Origin of the sequence: Nitrosopumilus ureiphilus, from assembly GCF_013407185.1 — an archaeon.
Classification (GTDB): Archaea; Thermoproteota; Nitrososphaeria; order Nitrososphaerales; family Nitrosopumilaceae; genus Nitrosopumilus; species Nitrosopumilus ureiphilus.
The window spans coordinates 1855875-1870111 of the sequence record NZ_CP026995.1; the positions used below are offsets into that span (position 1 = coordinate 1855875).

22 protein-coding genes and 1 tRNA gene are annotated in these 14237 nt (G+C 32.5%); 13 read left to right on the forward strand and 10 right to left on the reverse strand.

All coding sequences use genetic code 11. From position 1 onward, the window contains the following. Nucleotides 1–101: 101 nt before the first annotated feature. Nucleotides 102–446 carry a cupredoxin domain-containing protein gene (locus C5F50_RS11060; protein ID WP_425340058.1) on the reverse strand — a complete coding sequence of 115 codons (345 nt, stop codon included), beginning with the start codon at nt 444–446 and terminating at the stop codon, nt 102–104. A 141-nt stretch (nt 447–587) separates the two neighbouring features. Between C5F50_RS11060 and C5F50_RS11065 the strand changes: the two genes are divergently transcribed. Next, nucleotides 588–2339: an AIPR family protein gene (locus C5F50_RS11065; RefSeq protein ID WP_179371384.1), complete on the forward strand. Its 1752-nt coding sequence runs from the start codon at nt 588–590 to the stop codon at nt 2337–2339. Nucleotides 2340–2503: 164 nt separating this feature from the next. Next, entirely contained in the window at nt 2504–2671 is a 168-nt protein-coding gene (locus C5F50_RS11070; RefSeq protein WP_179371385.1) for a hypothetical protein, read from the forward strand. Here the strand turns inward: C5F50_RS11070 and C5F50_RS11075 are convergent. After that, entirely contained in the window at nt 2668–3258 is a 591-nt protein-coding gene (locus C5F50_RS11075) for a hypothetical protein (protein WP_179371386.1), read from the reverse strand. The genes C5F50_RS11070 and C5F50_RS11075 overlap by 4 nt on opposite strands. Before the next feature lie 104 nt (nt 3259–3362). Between C5F50_RS11075 and C5F50_RS11080 the strand changes: the two genes are divergently transcribed. Continuing rightward, on the forward strand, nt 3363–3623 hold the full coding sequence (locus C5F50_RS11080) for a winged helix-turn-helix domain-containing protein (protein WP_179373008.1): 261 nt from the start codon (nt 3363–3365) through the stop codon (nt 3621–3623). A 3-nt stretch (nt 3624–3626) separates the two neighbouring features. Here the strand turns inward: C5F50_RS11080 and C5F50_RS11085 are convergent, their stop codons facing one another. Continuing rightward, nucleotides 3627–3839, reverse strand: coding sequence for a hypothetical protein (locus tag C5F50_RS11085; RefSeq protein WP_048115211.1), 213 nt, complete (start codon nt 3837–3839; stop codon nt 3627–3629). A gap of 61 nt (nt 3840–3900) precedes the next feature. Here C5F50_RS11085 and C5F50_RS11090 point away from each other — a divergent pair, with 61 nt between their 5' ends. After that, complete coding sequence (locus C5F50_RS11090; protein WP_179371387.1) at nt 3901–4089, forward strand: hypothetical protein; 189 nt, start codon at nt 3901–3903, stop codon at nt 4087–4089. Between the two features lie 208 nt (nt 4090–4297). On the opposite strand, the gene C5F50_RS11095 is transcribed toward C5F50_RS11090, so the two are convergent. Further along, nucleotides 4298–4371: transfer RNA gene (locus tag C5F50_RS11095), tRNA-Thr, on the reverse strand. A gap of 53 nt (nt 4372–4424) precedes the next feature. Here C5F50_RS11095 and C5F50_RS11100 point away from each other — a divergent pair. Both C5F50_RS11100 and thiL read left to right on the forward strand, forming a co-directional pair. Continuing rightward, nucleotides 4425–5723, forward strand: coding sequence for a phosphomannomutase (locus C5F50_RS11100; protein WP_179371388.1), 1299 nt, complete (start codon nt 4425–4427; stop codon nt 5721–5723). Continuing rightward, on the forward strand, nt 5707–6657 hold the full coding sequence (thiL, locus tag C5F50_RS11105) for a thiamine-phosphate kinase (protein ID WP_179371389.1): 951 nt from the start codon (nt 5707–5709) through the stop codon (nt 6655–6657). The genes C5F50_RS11100 and thiL overlap by 17 nt, the downstream gene beginning before the upstream one ends. Here the strand turns inward: thiL and C5F50_RS11110 are convergent, their stop codons facing one another. Further along, on the reverse strand, nt 6658–6978 hold the full coding sequence (locus tag C5F50_RS11110) for a hypothetical protein (RefSeq protein ID WP_179371390.1): 321 nt from the start codon (nt 6976–6978) through the stop codon (nt 6658–6660). A gap of 116 nt (nt 6979–7094) precedes the next feature. On the opposite strand from C5F50_RS11110, the gene C5F50_RS11115 reads away from it, so the two are divergent. Then, nucleotides 7095–7601 carry a 30S ribosomal protein S11 gene (locus tag C5F50_RS11115; RefSeq protein ID WP_179371391.1) on the forward strand — a complete coding sequence of 169 codons (507 nt, stop codon included), beginning with the start codon at nt 7095–7097 and terminating at the stop codon, nt 7599–7601. Here the strand turns inward: C5F50_RS11115 and C5F50_RS11120 are convergent. The 3 genes from C5F50_RS11120 to C5F50_RS11130 are packed head-to-tail and all read right to left on the reverse strand — an operon-like array spanning nt 7598 to nt 9770. Further along, entirely contained in the window at nt 7598–7909 is a 312-nt protein-coding gene (locus tag C5F50_RS11120) for a hypothetical protein (RefSeq protein ID WP_179371392.1), read from the reverse strand. The genes C5F50_RS11115 and C5F50_RS11120 overlap by 4 nt on opposite strands. Beyond that, nucleotides 7906–8325 (reverse strand): DNA-binding protein, encoded by a 420-nt coding sequence (locus C5F50_RS11125; RefSeq protein ID WP_179371393.1) that lies wholly within the window; start codon nt 8323–8325, stop codon nt 7906–7908. The genes C5F50_RS11120 and C5F50_RS11125 overlap by 4 nt, the downstream gene beginning before the upstream one ends. Continuing rightward, a complete protein-coding gene (locus C5F50_RS11130; protein WP_179371394.1) occupies nt 8322–9770 on the reverse strand; it encodes an RtcB family protein in 1449 nt (482 codons plus the stop codon). The genes C5F50_RS11125 and C5F50_RS11130 overlap by 4 nt, the downstream gene beginning before the upstream one ends. 130 nt (nt 9771–9900) lie before the next feature. On the opposite strand from C5F50_RS11130, the gene C5F50_RS11135 reads away from it, so the two are divergent. After that, nucleotides 9901–10101: a hypothetical protein gene (locus tag C5F50_RS11135; protein ID WP_179371395.1), complete on the forward strand. Its 201-nt coding sequence runs from the start codon at nt 9901–9903 to the stop codon at nt 10099–10101. Nucleotides 10102–10177: 76 nt separating this feature from the next. After that, complete coding sequence (locus C5F50_RS11140; RefSeq protein WP_179371396.1) at nt 10178–10318, forward strand: hypothetical protein; 141 nt, start codon at nt 10178–10180, stop codon at nt 10316–10318. Between the two features lie 27 nt (nt 10319–10345). On the opposite strand, the gene C5F50_RS11145 is transcribed toward C5F50_RS11140, so the two are convergent. Beyond that, nucleotides 10346–10771 carry a universal stress protein gene (locus tag C5F50_RS11145; RefSeq protein ID WP_179371397.1) on the reverse strand — a complete coding sequence of 142 codons (426 nt, stop codon included), beginning with the start codon at nt 10769–10771 and terminating at the stop codon, nt 10346–10348. A gap of 114 nt (nt 10772–10885) precedes the next feature. Between C5F50_RS11145 and C5F50_RS11150 the strand changes: the two genes are divergently transcribed. The 3 genes from C5F50_RS11150 to purB all read left to right on the forward strand — a co-directional run bounded on the left by C5F50_RS11150 (nt 10886) and on the right by purB (nt 13092). Continuing rightward, nucleotides 10886–11347: a CBS domain-containing protein gene (locus C5F50_RS11150; RefSeq protein ID WP_179371398.1), complete on the forward strand. Its 462-nt coding sequence runs from the start codon at nt 10886–10888 to the stop codon at nt 11345–11347. Nucleotides 11348–11353: 6 nt separating this feature from the next. After that, the gene (locus C5F50_RS11155; RefSeq protein WP_246282054.1) at nt 11354–11578 is read left to right on the forward strand and encodes a hypothetical protein; all 225 of its coding nucleotides are present in this window, start codon (nt 11354–11356) and stop codon (nt 11576–11578) included. 152 nt (nt 11579–11730) lie between these two features. Further along, entirely contained in the window at nt 11731–13092 is a 1362-nt protein-coding gene (purB, locus tag C5F50_RS11160; RefSeq protein ID WP_179373009.1) for an adenylosuccinate lyase, read from the forward strand. Here purB and C5F50_RS11165 read toward each other — a convergent pair. Then, entirely contained in the window at nt 13085–13840 is a 756-nt protein-coding gene (locus C5F50_RS11165) for an asparagine synthase C-terminal domain-containing protein (protein ID WP_179373010.1), read from the reverse strand. The genes purB and C5F50_RS11165 overlap by 8 nt on opposite strands. 73 nt (nt 13841–13913) lie before the next feature. On the opposite strand from C5F50_RS11165, the gene C5F50_RS11170 reads away from it, so the two are divergent. After that, entirely contained in the window at nt 13914–14192 is a 279-nt protein-coding gene (locus C5F50_RS11170) for a 4a-hydroxytetrahydrobiopterin dehydratase (protein ID WP_179371399.1), read from the forward strand. The last annotated feature ends 45 nt before the right edge of the window (nt 14193–14237 follow it).

Sequence of the window (14237 nt, forward strand, 5' to 3'; positions counted from 1 at the left end):
TTTAATTGTTCATTTTGTGTTTTTTAAAACGGTACTCTGGCAGAACGGTTATGCGTGAGCCTGCAAAGCTTATACAAGGGGGTTCGACTCCCTCGGGTACCTTATTCTACTATCACTTGTCCCTTCATCCAAGGATGAAGAGTACAAAAATAATCATATTTTCCTGATTCATCAAAAGTAAGAGAAAATGATTCAAAGGGATCTAAATGACCACTGTCAAAAAGTTCAGTAGGCTCATCGTAAAAACCAGAGGTTACACTATGAAATGCAGAGTCTTGATTTACCCATGTTACTTGTTTCCCTTTTTCAACGATAATTGAAGATGGAATGTAACAAATATCTAGCACCTCACATCCTGGACGCGAAACTTTTGTAGGCATTATAACATCACCTTTTACAATCAAATCTGATGTTTCTGTATTTTTCTTATCAGAATTACTCGGCATAGATAATGCCAAAAGTATAACTAAAACTACTCCAACTACGCTCATCATAGTTATTTTTTTTATCAAAACACATCACATCCAAAACAGAGTTATTACATAATTACCAAATTCTCTAAATATATAACATATTAGAAAGTCCAATTGATTCACAACGAAAATGGATTGTTAGAATACATTCCAGGTTCTCATACACTTCTAGTACAAAAAAATTCCAGTCCTCCTCTAGAAGGGTTTGCCGAAAATATTCGAGGAAGCATTCATGAATATGCTGAAAATTCAAAAAATGATGTTGAAAAAGGGAATAATTTTCTTCAATGGGTTCTAACAAGAGTTTTTGAGGCTACAGAGGATGATGCAGCTGATGCAATTGTTGATGGAGCAAATGATCTTGGGATAGATGCATATCTACCAGTAGATTTTTCAGACAATACAATTAGATTATTTCAATCAAAATATGGTACGTCTCATTCATTAGAAGCAATTGCAAAATTCAAAGAAGATACAAAGCGATTACTAGCAAAAGATGTTACAAAAATGAGACCTGAGTTGGCTCAGCTTGTTACAAAAATTAAAGAAAAAAATCTAAAGATAAAGTGTTGTTATGTCACCGATCAGAAAGTAGAATATAAAGATGAATTAGTTGAAATCATAGATGAAGAAAAAATAATTCAAAAATTATGGGATCGGATCAAAAAACCAGCAGCAGGGAAAAAATCATCTATTAAACTAGAGAGAATGCTTAGACATGAAAATACAATTTTAGGCATTCTAAAATTACGAGAATTAACGGAATTTGTAAATAAGAGTAGAGATTATGTTTTTGAATCAAACATCAGACAATGGATGCAATTCAAGACTACAGTTAACAAAGGATTGAGAGAAACATTACAAAGTAATCCAAATAAATTCTTTTTTTATAATAACGGAATTACTATTGTAGTTAGTGACTTTATAGAGTTGGGAGAGAATTTGATTGAGCTTCATGCACCTCAAATTGTTAATGGAGCTCAGACATCAAATTCAATTCTTGATCATTCAAAGAGAACAAAAAATATGGATGGTTCCATGACAGTTACAATAATCAAAGCAGATGATGAACAAGAACAAAATAACATTACAAAATACAGGAATTCTCAAAATTCGGTAAGAGGAAAAGATCTTGTTTCTTTGATGGATTTTCACAAATCAATTAAATCACAGTTAAGAAATTGTGGTTATTTTTATGAAATTCAAGCAGGTTCTTTTGATAGCAAATCAAAATCTAAACAATGTGAATATGAAGGGGATTTAATTTATAATAATTATCTTCCAGATAATCATAAAAAAGTAATTGTTGCCAAAGATGCAATTCAATCACTGGTTGCAGGAATTGAACAAAGGCCAACAGAAGCATACAGTTCACCAGCTCAGTTTCTTCCAAGAGGAAGTAAATATGACGATATCTTCAATGACAATCTAAAAGATGATTACAGACTTTTACTATATCCATATCTTGTCAAAGAATTTGCAAAAAAATCATTAAAGTATGGAAAACAGGGAGGACATAAAACAAAAAGATATGCAACATTATTTTTTGTGGCTGTTTACTTTAGAATACTCCATAAGAAAATTCTTGAATCAAAAGGAGATTATAAAGTAGACATTAGAAAATTGGAACCTATTTTTCGTAGTTTCAAACTGAATTCTAGGATTTTAAAGATTACTGATGTCATTGTGACCAAATTTCTTGAAGATACGGTAGTGGATGATGAAATTGAATTGGCCAACACCAAACATAATTTCTTTTCCCAACATGTTTGGAATGATACAATGTTGCGCGTAATTGATAAAAAAATCAGGCAAGAAGATGATGAAATCATATCATTAAAAAAACTAGCAAATAGTTTATTTTAATTTTAAAGGCAGTAGTCCAACCAAGTAAAAATCTTGCAGGAGGTTTACATTGGTCAGACTATCTACCTAAATTTAATAAAACCCAGTGATATTTAACATAATTATTATGATTTGTATTTTCTACGAGAATGTTTTTTATATCGATTAAAAAGACCAAAAGCACTTTGGTTTCAAAAGAAAAATGTGCTATTTGTAGTGAAAAAATCCAATTTCGTTACAATCCAATGGATGAATGGGGAATAGAAGGTTCGATTTGTGGAAATTGCTATTCAAAAAAAATTAATGAGCATTATCCAGGAGAACACGTTAGAGTAAACAAACACTTGGATTAGGTTTTTTCTGGTTTTGAATACTTATTTGCATTAAGACAATTCCATGCAAGTGGATCATCTTTTACATCTTTTTCTTCTAAAAATTTAATATCAGTTGTTGTTTTTTTTCTTTTCAATAAATTTATTTGAAAACTAGAAAATTGTTTACAATCACATTCATTGAAAAGACACACATCATTATCATTCTCATCATGATCTTGGGCTTCATGATTACAATTACACAAAGCATCCTTTTTTACATCACTAAGTGACTTTTTTGTATACACCCCTAATCTAAGATATGCCTCACCATCATGTCCTTTCTTAAATCGTTCATAATTTTCAGACTTTGGTAATATTTTGAAAAATGATAAATTGGTTTCAGGTTTTTGAGAATCTGAACCCATTATGAACCAATAATTATCATCAATTTCTACAAATCTGATTTTAATGGATGGATCTACCCACCAATGAATAGTATCATGCCAAATAGATGCAGACTCTTTTCGGTCAGTAAACAAAGGGACTACATTCATTCTAAGGTCATAATATCTATAAGCAACACCTACAAAGTCATCAAACCAGGGAATTGAAGATTGGGAAGGCAATGCAGACAGATCAGCCTAGAGCTTATTTATCTGATCTGAATGAATGGTAATACCCTTATATCTGAGTTTGAAATTAACAACGTATGGTTTCCTATAGAACTAGTATGCAAATAGTTGCAGATTTGCTTATTGCTACTGAACAGTCTGGACAGGAAGGCATCAAAACAACTTCACTTCTAACAAAGGCAAATTTATCACATTCAAGATTATCTAAATTCTTACAGAATTTAACCGGTGCAGGGTTAATTAACAAAATTGAATTTGATGGAAAGAATACTTTTGTAATTACACCAAAAGGAAGACAGTATTTGGAGTCTTATGCAAACTTTTCCAGTATTGCAGAATCGTTTGGATTAGAACTTTAAAATCTATTTTCTAGATCTTCTTTTAGCATTAGCTTTTTGTCGTTCTTTTTTTTCTTTGTAGGAGCTGTAAACTAAAATAATGATTATTCCTGCAATAGCTGCATAAAATAGTGGAATAAGAGGTGGATCTCGAAATTCCCCTGAAGATGGTTCAACAAATGCTATAGGAATAGTCACAACCATAAAGATCAAGATTATTAGAAGGTATTTGTCCACAAATGGATTTATTTACAAAACCATATATCTTTTTGAAATTACATGTTGACAACAGAAGATCATGGTAAAAATACTTGAAATGGTAGGATTAGTTCTTGTAGCAATTATGTCGCTAGGATTTGTAGGTCTATTCGAATCATATGGAATAAAAAATGGCACATCAGAATTATTTTGGGGATGTGCAGGAGGCATACTTTTGATAATCATATACAGAAAAATGAAAAGAAAACGAGAAGAAAAAGAAGAGTAAAGATATTTGAGAAATCGTTAAGAAGTGATCAGTCTTTATTCAACCGACAGATCTATAAAGGACGATTCAACGTAATTTATGAGGGGAGTATGGCAGAACAATCAAAACAATGGTGGAAAGGTTTAGGAAAAGAATTAGAAATCGACATTGAAACCTTCGATGAATAAATAACTAAAATACAAATAATTTTAAAAATTTTACAAATCAAAGCCCTGGATGGGGTACGAACCCACGACCTAACGCTTACGAGGCGTTCGCTCTACCAGGCTGAGCTACCAAGGCACTTTTGGATAAATCCATCAGAGTTAATAAAAAGCCTTTCCGAGTTGGATTAATTGAAGAAAACTATTTCTGGAGTTAGAGGAGTATTTGGAGAAGATCTCAACCTGAAAGACGTGTTAGAATTTTGTAATAACTTTTCAAGTTTAATCAAATCACAAAAATGTGTTATTGGAAAAGACACTAGACCTTCAGGAGATATGATAAAAAATGTGGCCAGTGCAGAATTGATGAAAAATGGAATTGATGTTTTTAATTTAGAAACGGTACCAACCCCCGTAGTTTTTAGAGAAGCGAGAAAATATGGGGCAGGACTCGTTATTTCTTCTTCGCATAATCCAATAGAGTGGAATGGGATGAAATTCATTATTGAAGGAAGAGGAATTAATGAACAGGAACTTCCCCAAATTATTGAACATCAAGAAAATTTAAAATCAAAAATTGGGACTGAATATGATATTACCTCATCATACATCGAAGATGCAAAAAAAATCATAGGAGACATTGAAAATAAACCGGATATAGTAGTGGATATTGGTGGTGGTGCTGCAAGGGGATTTGCACCAGATTTGTTGAGGGAATCAGGGTGTAATGTAGAAGTACTAAATGAAGATCTTTCACAATGTTCTAGAGGTCCAGATCCTACATCTGATGAGTTATCTGAATTGATTTCAGCATCAATTAAAAAAGAAATCGGGTTTGCATTTGATTTAGATGGAGATCGCTTAGTTGTGGTAAGAAAAGGAGAAAAACAAACTCCAGATGTAACATTGGGATTAGGGGTTGCAAAATCTCTAGAATTGGGATACAAAGAATTTGTTTTAAGCACAGATACAAGCATATCAATTGAAAAATTCATCAAAGAAAAGGGGGGCACTGTTAAAAGATCAAAAGTTGGAGAAGCAAATGTAATAGAACTCATGCTAAAAACAAATGCTCAAGCAGGTGGAGAAGGAAGCAGCGGGGGTTTTATTTTACCTGAATTCAATTATTGTAGAGAAGGTATTCTTAGTAGCGGTTTAATTGCATCTATGTTAGGAACTTCAAAATTTGATGAGATTTTAAATTACATGAAAAGATATTTCCAAATTAGAGAGAAAACTGAAATAGATTCTAATTTTCATGACAAAGTAATAGAAGAAATAAAAAATAAATTTTCAAAAGAATATTCGGAAATAGATTCACAAGATGGAATTAAAGGAATCATTGATGATGATAGTTGGGTTTTGATTAGGAAATCAAATACTGAAGACATCATAAGGGTTTCAGCAGAATCAAATAATGAAGAAAGATGTAAAAAAATTACAAAGGACACATTAGAAGTAGTGAAACAAAGTTATGACAAAGTTAGATGAATCCACTATAATCAAAATTTTTCAGACGGAATTAGGAAACAAAGAATTTGTTTCTGAAGATGTAGAGATATTCAATTTAGGAAAAATCAGAATCGTTGCTAAAACAGATACACTTGTAGAAAGTACCGATATTCCATCTAAAATGAGATTGGAAGATGCTGCAAGAAAAAGTATTGCTGCATGTGTAAGTGATTTTGCTGCAAAAGGAATAAAACCAGAATATGGAATTATTTCGGTGAATCTACCAAAGAATATTTCACGCTCAAAAATTATAGATGTTGCAAAAGGTTTCAAAAAGGCTTCTACTGAATATGGCATTACAATTTTGGGAGGGGATACTAATGCAGGTAAGGAGATTGTGTTTAACATAAGTATTTTCGGGAATTCAAACAAGATAGTTACAAGAAAAGGCTCCAAAAATGGGGATCTAATATTTGTAACAGGTCCATTTGGATATACAACAGTTGGATTAGATTTACTTCTTGGTAAAATAAAAGAAAAAGGAAAATTTGCTGAAAAAGCAATTAAATCAGTTACTAATCCAAAACCAAAGATTAGTTTTGGATTAAAAAATAAAAAATATTTTTCATCATCTATGGATTCTAGTGATGGATTATCTACTACTTTAAATGAAATGTCAAAACAAAGTAAAAAGAAATTCATCATAAACAACATACCTGTTAGAAAGGATTTAGAAAAGTATGCAAAATCCCATAAATTGAATTTGATTGCTTTAGTTTTTCATGGAGGAGAAGAATACGAGTTTGTGTTTACAGTTCCCCAAAAATATAAAAAAATAATTAAAAAAAGTGCTAACCTACTTAAAACACCGATTATAGAAATAGGACAAGTGACTTCAGGTAAAGGAGTATTTGTTAAAGAGGAGAAAAATTATATCAATTTAAGAGATTTAGGATGGAAACATTTTGGATAGTTATTCACCGTAAAAAAAATCTCGCTCCACATTATTTACAATACTGAATATTGAATCTGCAGTAAGAACAGAAACGCAGTCTTTAATCCATAGATCATCAAGATATAGCAATCGTTTCATATCATCTTCAAGAAGATTTTCAGGATTTGAATCAGGGTAAAGTGAGTGAATTTTATATCCTTCATTAGCAATTTGTTGACATTTTTTTTCAAGGGGTGATAGAACATCATCATTGATCGGTGTCAGAAATTGAAATGCAGCAGATCCAACTAAAGCAACCGCTACAGCAATTCCAATTGCCAACAAAAGGATTGATGTCATTAAAAGAGTCCAGTTTGAAATAGTATATGAACAATCATCATTTTGAACTAAAGTGGTCAAATTTAGGCAAAGTTAGAAAATCAATGTTTTTTAAACCCTTTAGGGTGTGAGTAACATTGTCAGAAATTGAAGCCCAAGTTGAGGAAGTTTCAGTAGAAGAGGTAGAAACGCCAGTTGAGGAAGTAGAGACTGAGGCTAAAGTAGAAACCAAAGCTCAGCCAGAGGCTAAGAAAGAAGGACCCGACAAATGGGGCATTGCCCATATTTACAGTAGTTACAATAATACAATTATTCATATGACTGATCTTACTGGCGCAGAGACTGTAGCTATCAGTTCTGGCGGAATCCATGTTAATGCTGATAGATATGAATCATCACCATTTGCTGCAATGAAAGCTGCAAATGCAGTTGTAGAATCTGCAAGAACAAAAGGATTTACAGGATTTCACATAAGAGTTCGTGCAGTAGGCGGAGTCGGCTCCAGAGTACCAGGTCCCGGAGCACAAGCTGCAATCAGGGCTTTGGCAAGGGGCGGATTTAAGATTGGAAGAATTGATGATGTAACACCTATTCCCCATGATACCACTAGAAAGAAAGGTGGAAAAAGAGGAAGAAGAGTCTAGTCAGACAATTTTATTTTAACATTACAACCTCTAGAAAGAAAATAATCTGTCACAAATTTAACAAATTTTTGTGGTTGATCACTCCATTGATATTTTTCTATCATGTCAGAAAACTTTTCTTCAATACCAGTTTGCAACTCAGGTTTAAAAGCCAATTTAAAAAATGTCCATCCAAATTTTGTTGATGGTTCGCTAAGCACATATCCATTATAACATCCTAGAAGACTCTCCATATGTGAAAGAGATTTTTTTATAGATAGCAGATCATCAGCGTAATTTTTTGTTCCGACTTCTAATACAACATTCATTCTTCATCACTATTTTCAGATGAGTTCTTACTAAGTTTATCACTTAATGAGACAAATTTTCCGTCTTGTTCAACATTGATTTTAGTTTCCATTCTAACATTGAGTCCAACTGATCTAAACAACATCAATAACTTTCCACCATCTATAGTTTCATTTATTTCACCAGTCTTGATTAATTCAAATAATTTTTCTACAATAATTTTTGTTTCGTTTGGAAATTGTGATTCAGCATTTTTCAAAACTTCTAATCCTCTAAATCCAAGAATATTTACAAGTGAAGCACGTGGGTTTACAGTGATTTTCTCTTTGGGTGATTCAACAGATTCTTTAATTTCCTCTCTCGAAGAAATATTTTTTTGCATTTCAGCTAGTCGCTTTGCCTTTAATCTTTCAAGTTCAAAATCTTCTTCGCTCAACCTTTAATCACACCAATAGGCACCAATTTTGCTACTTTTGTGGCTATTCCCAGATTATGAGACACATTAACTACAGCATCAACGTCTTTGTATGCTTGAGGAGTTTCTTCGACAACCCCATCTCTTGTTAATGCTTTGATAAAGATCCCCTGGTCATTAAGAGATTTTTTTACATCATTTTCAGTGTAATTTCTTCTAGCTTTGGATCTAGACATTGTTCTTCCAGCACCATGAGCTGTAGAACCAAAACTTAAATTCATTGAATTGGGTTTACCAAGTAAAATCCAACTTGAAGTTCCCATTGAGCCAGGAACCAAAACAGGTTGGCCCAAATCACGATATTTGGAAGGGATTTCATCACGGTTTGCAGGAAATGCTCTAGTTGCACCTTTTCTATGTACGACAAGTTTTCTTTCTGCTCCATCAACTTTGTGTTTTTCTACTTTAGCAATATTATGAGCAACATCATAAACTAATTTCATATCAAGATCAGATTCTGATTGATGAAATACACGTTCAAAAGAATTCCTAGTCCAGTGAGTTATCATCTGTCTATTACTCCATGCAAAATTTAATGCTGCAAACATTGCTTTTCTATAGGATTCACCTTCTTCAGAATTGTTTGGCACACATGCAAGTTCTCTATCAGGTAAAGATATACCATATTTTTCCATTGCTTGTTCTGAAACTCTAAGATAATCACTACATACTTGATGACCAAAACCTCTAGAGCCGCAATGAATCAAAACAGTAATGGTTCCTTCTTTAATTCCCATTCTGTTTGCAGCTTCTTCATCATGAACTTCTGCAACCTTTTGTACTTCTAGAAAATGATTTCCAGAACCTAAGCTACCAAGTTGAGGTGCACCTCTTTTTCTTGCTTTATCAGAAACTTTGTTTGGATCAGCATTTTGAATTTGACCATTTTCTTCACAAACATCTGAATCATTTGATGAGCCATAACCATGATCAATTGCCCAATTTACGCCTTTTACCAAAACCTCATCAAGTTCTGAATGACTAAGTTTTACTGCACCTTTAGAACCAACTCCGGAAGGAATTGAGCTGAACAGATCATTTACAAGTTCTTTTAGTTTGGAACGAACTGTTTGTTCATCTAAATTTGAACGAAGTAGTCTCACACCACAATTGATGTCATATCCAACACCACCAGGACTAATCATTCCTTCTTCAGCATCCATTGCTGCAACACCACCTACTGGAAAACCATAACCCTCATGCCCATCAGGCAAAACAACACTATGACTAACTATTCCAGGAATTGATGCAACATTTCGTGCTTGCATGATTGTTCTATCAGACAGCATTTTTTGTAATAATGGTTCATCAGCGTAAATTCTCACAGGTACTTTCATTCCAAGATCAGAATCAGCATCAATTTGATATTGGTTTTCTCCGATTTTTTTGGGGGTATTAGAAGACATGGGTATCGGTAAAAATTCCTTTCAATCCAATTTAAACCATCAGAAGAATAGAAAAAATAATTTTGGATGAGAACAACCAAACATGAAATTTATGATCTAATTTATCTATGATAAAATAGTTTTATCATGTGTGGTAAGAAAAAAGCTAACAGATAAAGAAATAGAAAAGCAAAAAGAAGAACAAAAAATTAGAGTAGAAGCATCTCGTGCTGCCAGAAGAAGTGGAAAAAGTATCAAACCAGAAGGAAAGGTAACAAAATCAAATGCAAAGGCAAAAGAAGCCAGATCATCAAAGAAGATTGCAGCTGTGCGAAAGAGAACAAGAAGTTAGAATTCTTTCAATATTTAAAAAATGACTATTTAAAATCTAAAGATTAATGAATCCAATATTTTTGGATTATTTATTCATGAAGACTGAAAAAGAAATAGAAAAATACAGAAAAGAAATAGAAAAAAGACTTGTAGAAACTGAATCAATGGATGCAATGAAGTATTATCAAGGTGTTCTTAGAGCGCTAGAATGGATAATAACAGGCACAGATGTTTAGAATCTAAGAATTTTTACTGTTTTCACACTATTTCACTATGAGTACAGGTTTCTTTGATTTATGAAGTACATAATTTGATGTACTGCCAAGGAAAAGCTCTTTTGCTGCACCCATTCCTCTTGAACCAATAACAATAAGATCAAAGTTTTGTTTTTCTGCAACTTCAACAATTCTTTGTCCATCATCACCATAAGATACTCGGTCAAAGAATAAAATTCCTTTTTGTGCTGCCTTTAATTTTGCTTTTTTCATAATTTTTTGGGCATGATCCAATAGAATTTTCTCTAAAGGAGTAATCGGATCACTAGTTCTAGGTTTAACAATTCCTGCAACATACAAACCAGTTATTGTTGCTTGTGATTCTCTTGCCATGTGAATTGCAACATCAAGACCTCGAAATGAATTAGGTGAGCCATCTAATGGAACAAGAATTTTCTTAATTTTAATTACCATAAGCAAAACTAATCAATTTTCAATTTAAAGCCGATTGAGATTATCTAGTATGATTTTCAAGTTTGATATTCTAAAAGACTATAAAATATACTATAGACATAATAAAATAGTAAATTGGAAAATGCTAAAACTATCACAATTGCAGATGTAATGACAAAATCAGTAATTTCTGCAGATGCGTCAATGACAATAAATGAAACCGCAAAAATGATGGAAGATGCCAAAGTCGGAGCAGTCATCATCATGGAGAATAATACACCAATAGGAATTGTAACAGACAGAGATTTTGCTGTAAAAGCAGCAGCTCATGCATATGAAATTTCTTCACCCATCAAGCGAATTATGTCATCTCCACTATTATCAATAAATTCAGATGAGTCAGTGAGAAATGCAGCTGACTTGATGCATGAACGAGGAGTAAGAAAGCTACCAGTACTTAGTGACGATAAAGTAGTTGGAATGATTACTGCAACAGATATTGTTAATTTGTTGGCAGTTTGTGTAGAAGAAGATATGAGAAACATGTACTTTCATTCTGTAGCAAAAATTTTCACAAATTATAGTCCATATAATTAAAAAATCATGGCAATACCAATAATTTTACTAGTTGGAATTCCAGTTTTATTAGGAATTGCATATGTAACACCATTTGATCAACCTGAAGAGATCGAACAGGAGAGAATATCAGAACAGCCTGACTTTAGTACATTATATTTTATTTTAATGGGTATTTGGACACTATTTAATCAAAATTCTTTTCCAGATAAAGAAAGGTACATTCAAGGTAACCCAGAGATATTAGCATGAATACGGCACCATATTGGAACAAAAAAGTGTGTTCTGACTGTAAGAGAATGAATTGTCAGAAAGGATGTCTGTGTGATTGTCATGAATTACGAGATAGAGTAAATTAGAATTCCACAAGTAGATTTATTTTCCGTGTAAAAATAGTAGCAATGTTGGCAATTTTACCTATTGACAGTGGTCGTTATGGCACCAAAGAAATGATGGATATTTTTAGTGAACAGAGAAAAGTTGATTATCAATTAGAGATCGAAGGAGCTGCTGCAATCTCCCAAAGTGAGATAGGAATGATCTCAAAAAGTGTCGGTAAAGAAATTTTCAAAGCTGCAATGTCTGGAAAAATAACTGCAAAAAGAATCAAACAGTTAGAAGCAAAAAGTGATCATGACACTGCAGCTCTTGTAGAATCATTAAGTGAGAAATGTAGTAAAAGCGCTAGACCATGGATACATTATGGATTAACAAGTAATGATTTAGTAGATACTAGTAATTCAATGCAAATGAGAGATGCATTACAAATTATTGAACCAAAAGTTGCAAAGATGGCATCAATTCTTGTAAAAAAAGCAGTAAAATATGAAAAGATTCCAGCTGTTGGCCGAACTCACGGTCAACATGCAAGTATCATATCATTTGGATTAAAATTTGCAAATTGGGCTGCGGAAATGGCAAAACATGTAGAAAGAATCGAGGAAATTAAGAAGAGAATTTTGATTTGTAAAACACTAGGTGTTGTAGGTACAGGTTCTTTAATGGGTGCAAAATCACTCGAAGTACAAAAAAGAGCATCGAAACGATTGAGATTATTTCCAGCAGAAGTAACAACACAAGTGGTTCCAAGAGAAAGATATGCTGAATATGTATTCGAATTGGCATTAATTGGTTCCACTTTAGAAAAAATTGCTATAGAGATTAGAAATTTACAAAGAACAGAGATTGCAGAAGTAGCAGAACAATTCAAAAAAGGACAAATGGGAAGCAGTGCAGTTCCGGTAAAAAGAAATCCAATCAAAAGTGAACGGGTATCATCATTATCTAAATTAGTAAGAAGCCAAGTTGCAGTTTCCTTTGAGAACATTCCATTATGGCATGAGCGAGATCTTTCAAATTCAGCCAACGAGAGATTTGTAATCCCAACAGTATCGATTTTGGTTGATGAAATGCTTGAGACCATGACCAGAATTGTTTCAAATTTGATGGTTAATGAGAAAAGAATTGTAGAGAATCTATACATCACAAAGGGACAAATATTTGCGGAATTTGTCTTAGAAGCACTAATCAGAAAAGGCATACCAAGGTTTGTAGCATACAAAGATGTCCAAAGAGTTGCATTTGAGGCAAATGATAAAGGAATTCAGTACATCGATGCAATCAAAAATGATAAAGCATGTTCTTTAAACTTAACAGATAAAGAAATTGATTCAATATTTTTACCGGAAAAACACCTTGGTGCATCTTCTACAATTATAAATAATGTACAAAAATCTGTTCAAAATACAGTAAAAAAATTTATCTAGATTTTAGCAAAGCTTTGTGAATTTTTGAACCATATTGTAATGCTTTCTTTCGTTTTGTACATGAAAGTTCTGGAACTTTGATGTCACTAGCTAATTTTCGTATAATATGTTTACGATACAAATCTTCAGAATCATGAATTTTTTCAGAGATAGGAATAGTTTTTGCATATTCAATAAATTTTTGAGATAATAAAGGTTGGAGAATTTTTACTCCAAATTCAGATGCAACAAGATTTACAGACTTCATCATTTTTAATTCATTGTCTAATTTAGATTTCATTACTTTAAGAATTTGAGATTCGCCTCCAGAAAATGCTTCACGATAGGCATTGTAACCACAAAATAATTCATCTATTCCATTAGCTGTAATTACTGTATCAAGTCCTAAGCTGTTTGCAAGTTTAGAAACATAATAAAAAGCAATACAGTTTTCATTCCAAGATAAATTTTCAGTTTGAATTTTTTGATTTATTTTTGAAGAAACAGCAGAAAAAGTCTCTGAATCAATCTCTAAAACATGGTGAGGGTACTTTAGATATTCATTGATTTGTTTTGCAAATAAAATATCATGTGAATCAGGAAATCCAATAGTCAACAGGGTAACATCAAAATTCATGTCTGAGCATATTTTTGAAATTAATGTACTATCCACCCCCCCAGAAAAAGCAATTCCAATTTTCTTTTCTTTAACAGTCTCTGAAATAGAATTTTTGATATTTTCAAGCAATTTTTTATTTGACTTATCCATCATCTTTCACATCAGAAATCCCATAGAAATGTAATGAATCAATCTTTTAATTTAACATTATATCTTAAACAATATGATGCGATTATCCAAAGCAGATATTGATGAAGAATTAAAGAATTTACCTGGATGGAGTGTTGAAAACGAAAAACTTCACAAAGAATTTCAATTTGAAAGTTTCAACCAGGCTTTTGGTTTTATGACTAGAGCAGCTATGGAGATTGAAAAAATGAATCACCATCCAGAATGGTTTAATGTATACAATAGAATCACTATAGAACTAACAACTCATGATGCTGGAGGTATCACAAAAAATGATGTTAATCTTGCCAAAATTCTAAATTCTTTGGCATAGTTGTAAATGAAGCATTTCAGGCATATCCATTACAGAATTTATATT

What these genes read in the sequence shown, in the direction of transcription:
- C5F50_RS11140 (WP_179371396.1), top strand. Translation starts at nt 10,178, where the DNA reads ATGAAGACTGAAAAAGAAATAGAAAAATACAGAAAAGAAATAGAAAAA.
- C5F50_RS11080 (WP_179373008.1), top strand. Translation starts at nt 3,363, where the DNA reads ATGCAAATAGTTGCAGATTTGCTTATTGCTACTGAACAGTCTGGACAG.
- C5F50_RS11145 (WP_179371397.1), bottom strand. Translation starts at nt 10,771, where the DNA reads ATGGTAATTAAAATTAAGAAAATTCTTGTTCCATTAGATGGCTCACCT.
- C5F50_RS11120 (WP_179371392.1), bottom strand. Translation starts at nt 7,909, where the DNA reads ATGAATGTTGTATTAGAAGTCGGAACAAAAAATTACGCTGATGATCTG.
- thiL (WP_179371389.1), top strand. Translation starts at nt 5,707, where the DNA reads ATGACAAAGTTAGATGAATCCACTATAATCAAAATTTTTCAGACGGAA.
- C5F50_RS11155 (WP_246282054.1), top strand. Translation starts at nt 11,354, where the DNA reads ATGGCAATACCAATAATTTTACTAGTTGGAATTCCAGTTTTATTAGGA.
- C5F50_RS11130 (WP_179371394.1), bottom strand. Translation starts at nt 9,770, where the DNA reads ATGTCTTCTAATACCCCCAAAAAAATCGGAGAAAACCAATATCAAATT.
- C5F50_RS11170 (WP_179371399.1), top strand. Translation starts at nt 13,914, where the DNA reads ATGATGCGATTATCCAAAGCAGATATTGATGAAGAATTAAAGAATTTA.
- C5F50_RS11090 (WP_179371387.1), top strand. Translation starts at nt 3,901, where the DNA reads ATGGTAAAAATACTTGAAATGGTAGGATTAGTTCTTGTAGCAATTATG.
- C5F50_RS11110 (WP_179371390.1), bottom strand. Translation starts at nt 6,978, where the DNA reads ATGACATCAATCCTTTTGTTGGCAATTGGAATTGCTGTAGCGGTTGCT.
- C5F50_RS11060 (WP_425340058.1), bottom strand. Translation starts at nt 446, where the DNA reads ATGCCGAGTAATTCTGATAAGAAAAATACAGAAACATCAGATTTGATT.
- C5F50_RS11165 (WP_179373010.1), bottom strand. Translation starts at nt 13,840, where the DNA reads ATGGATAAGTCAAATAAAAAATTGCTTGAAAATATCAAAAATTCTATT.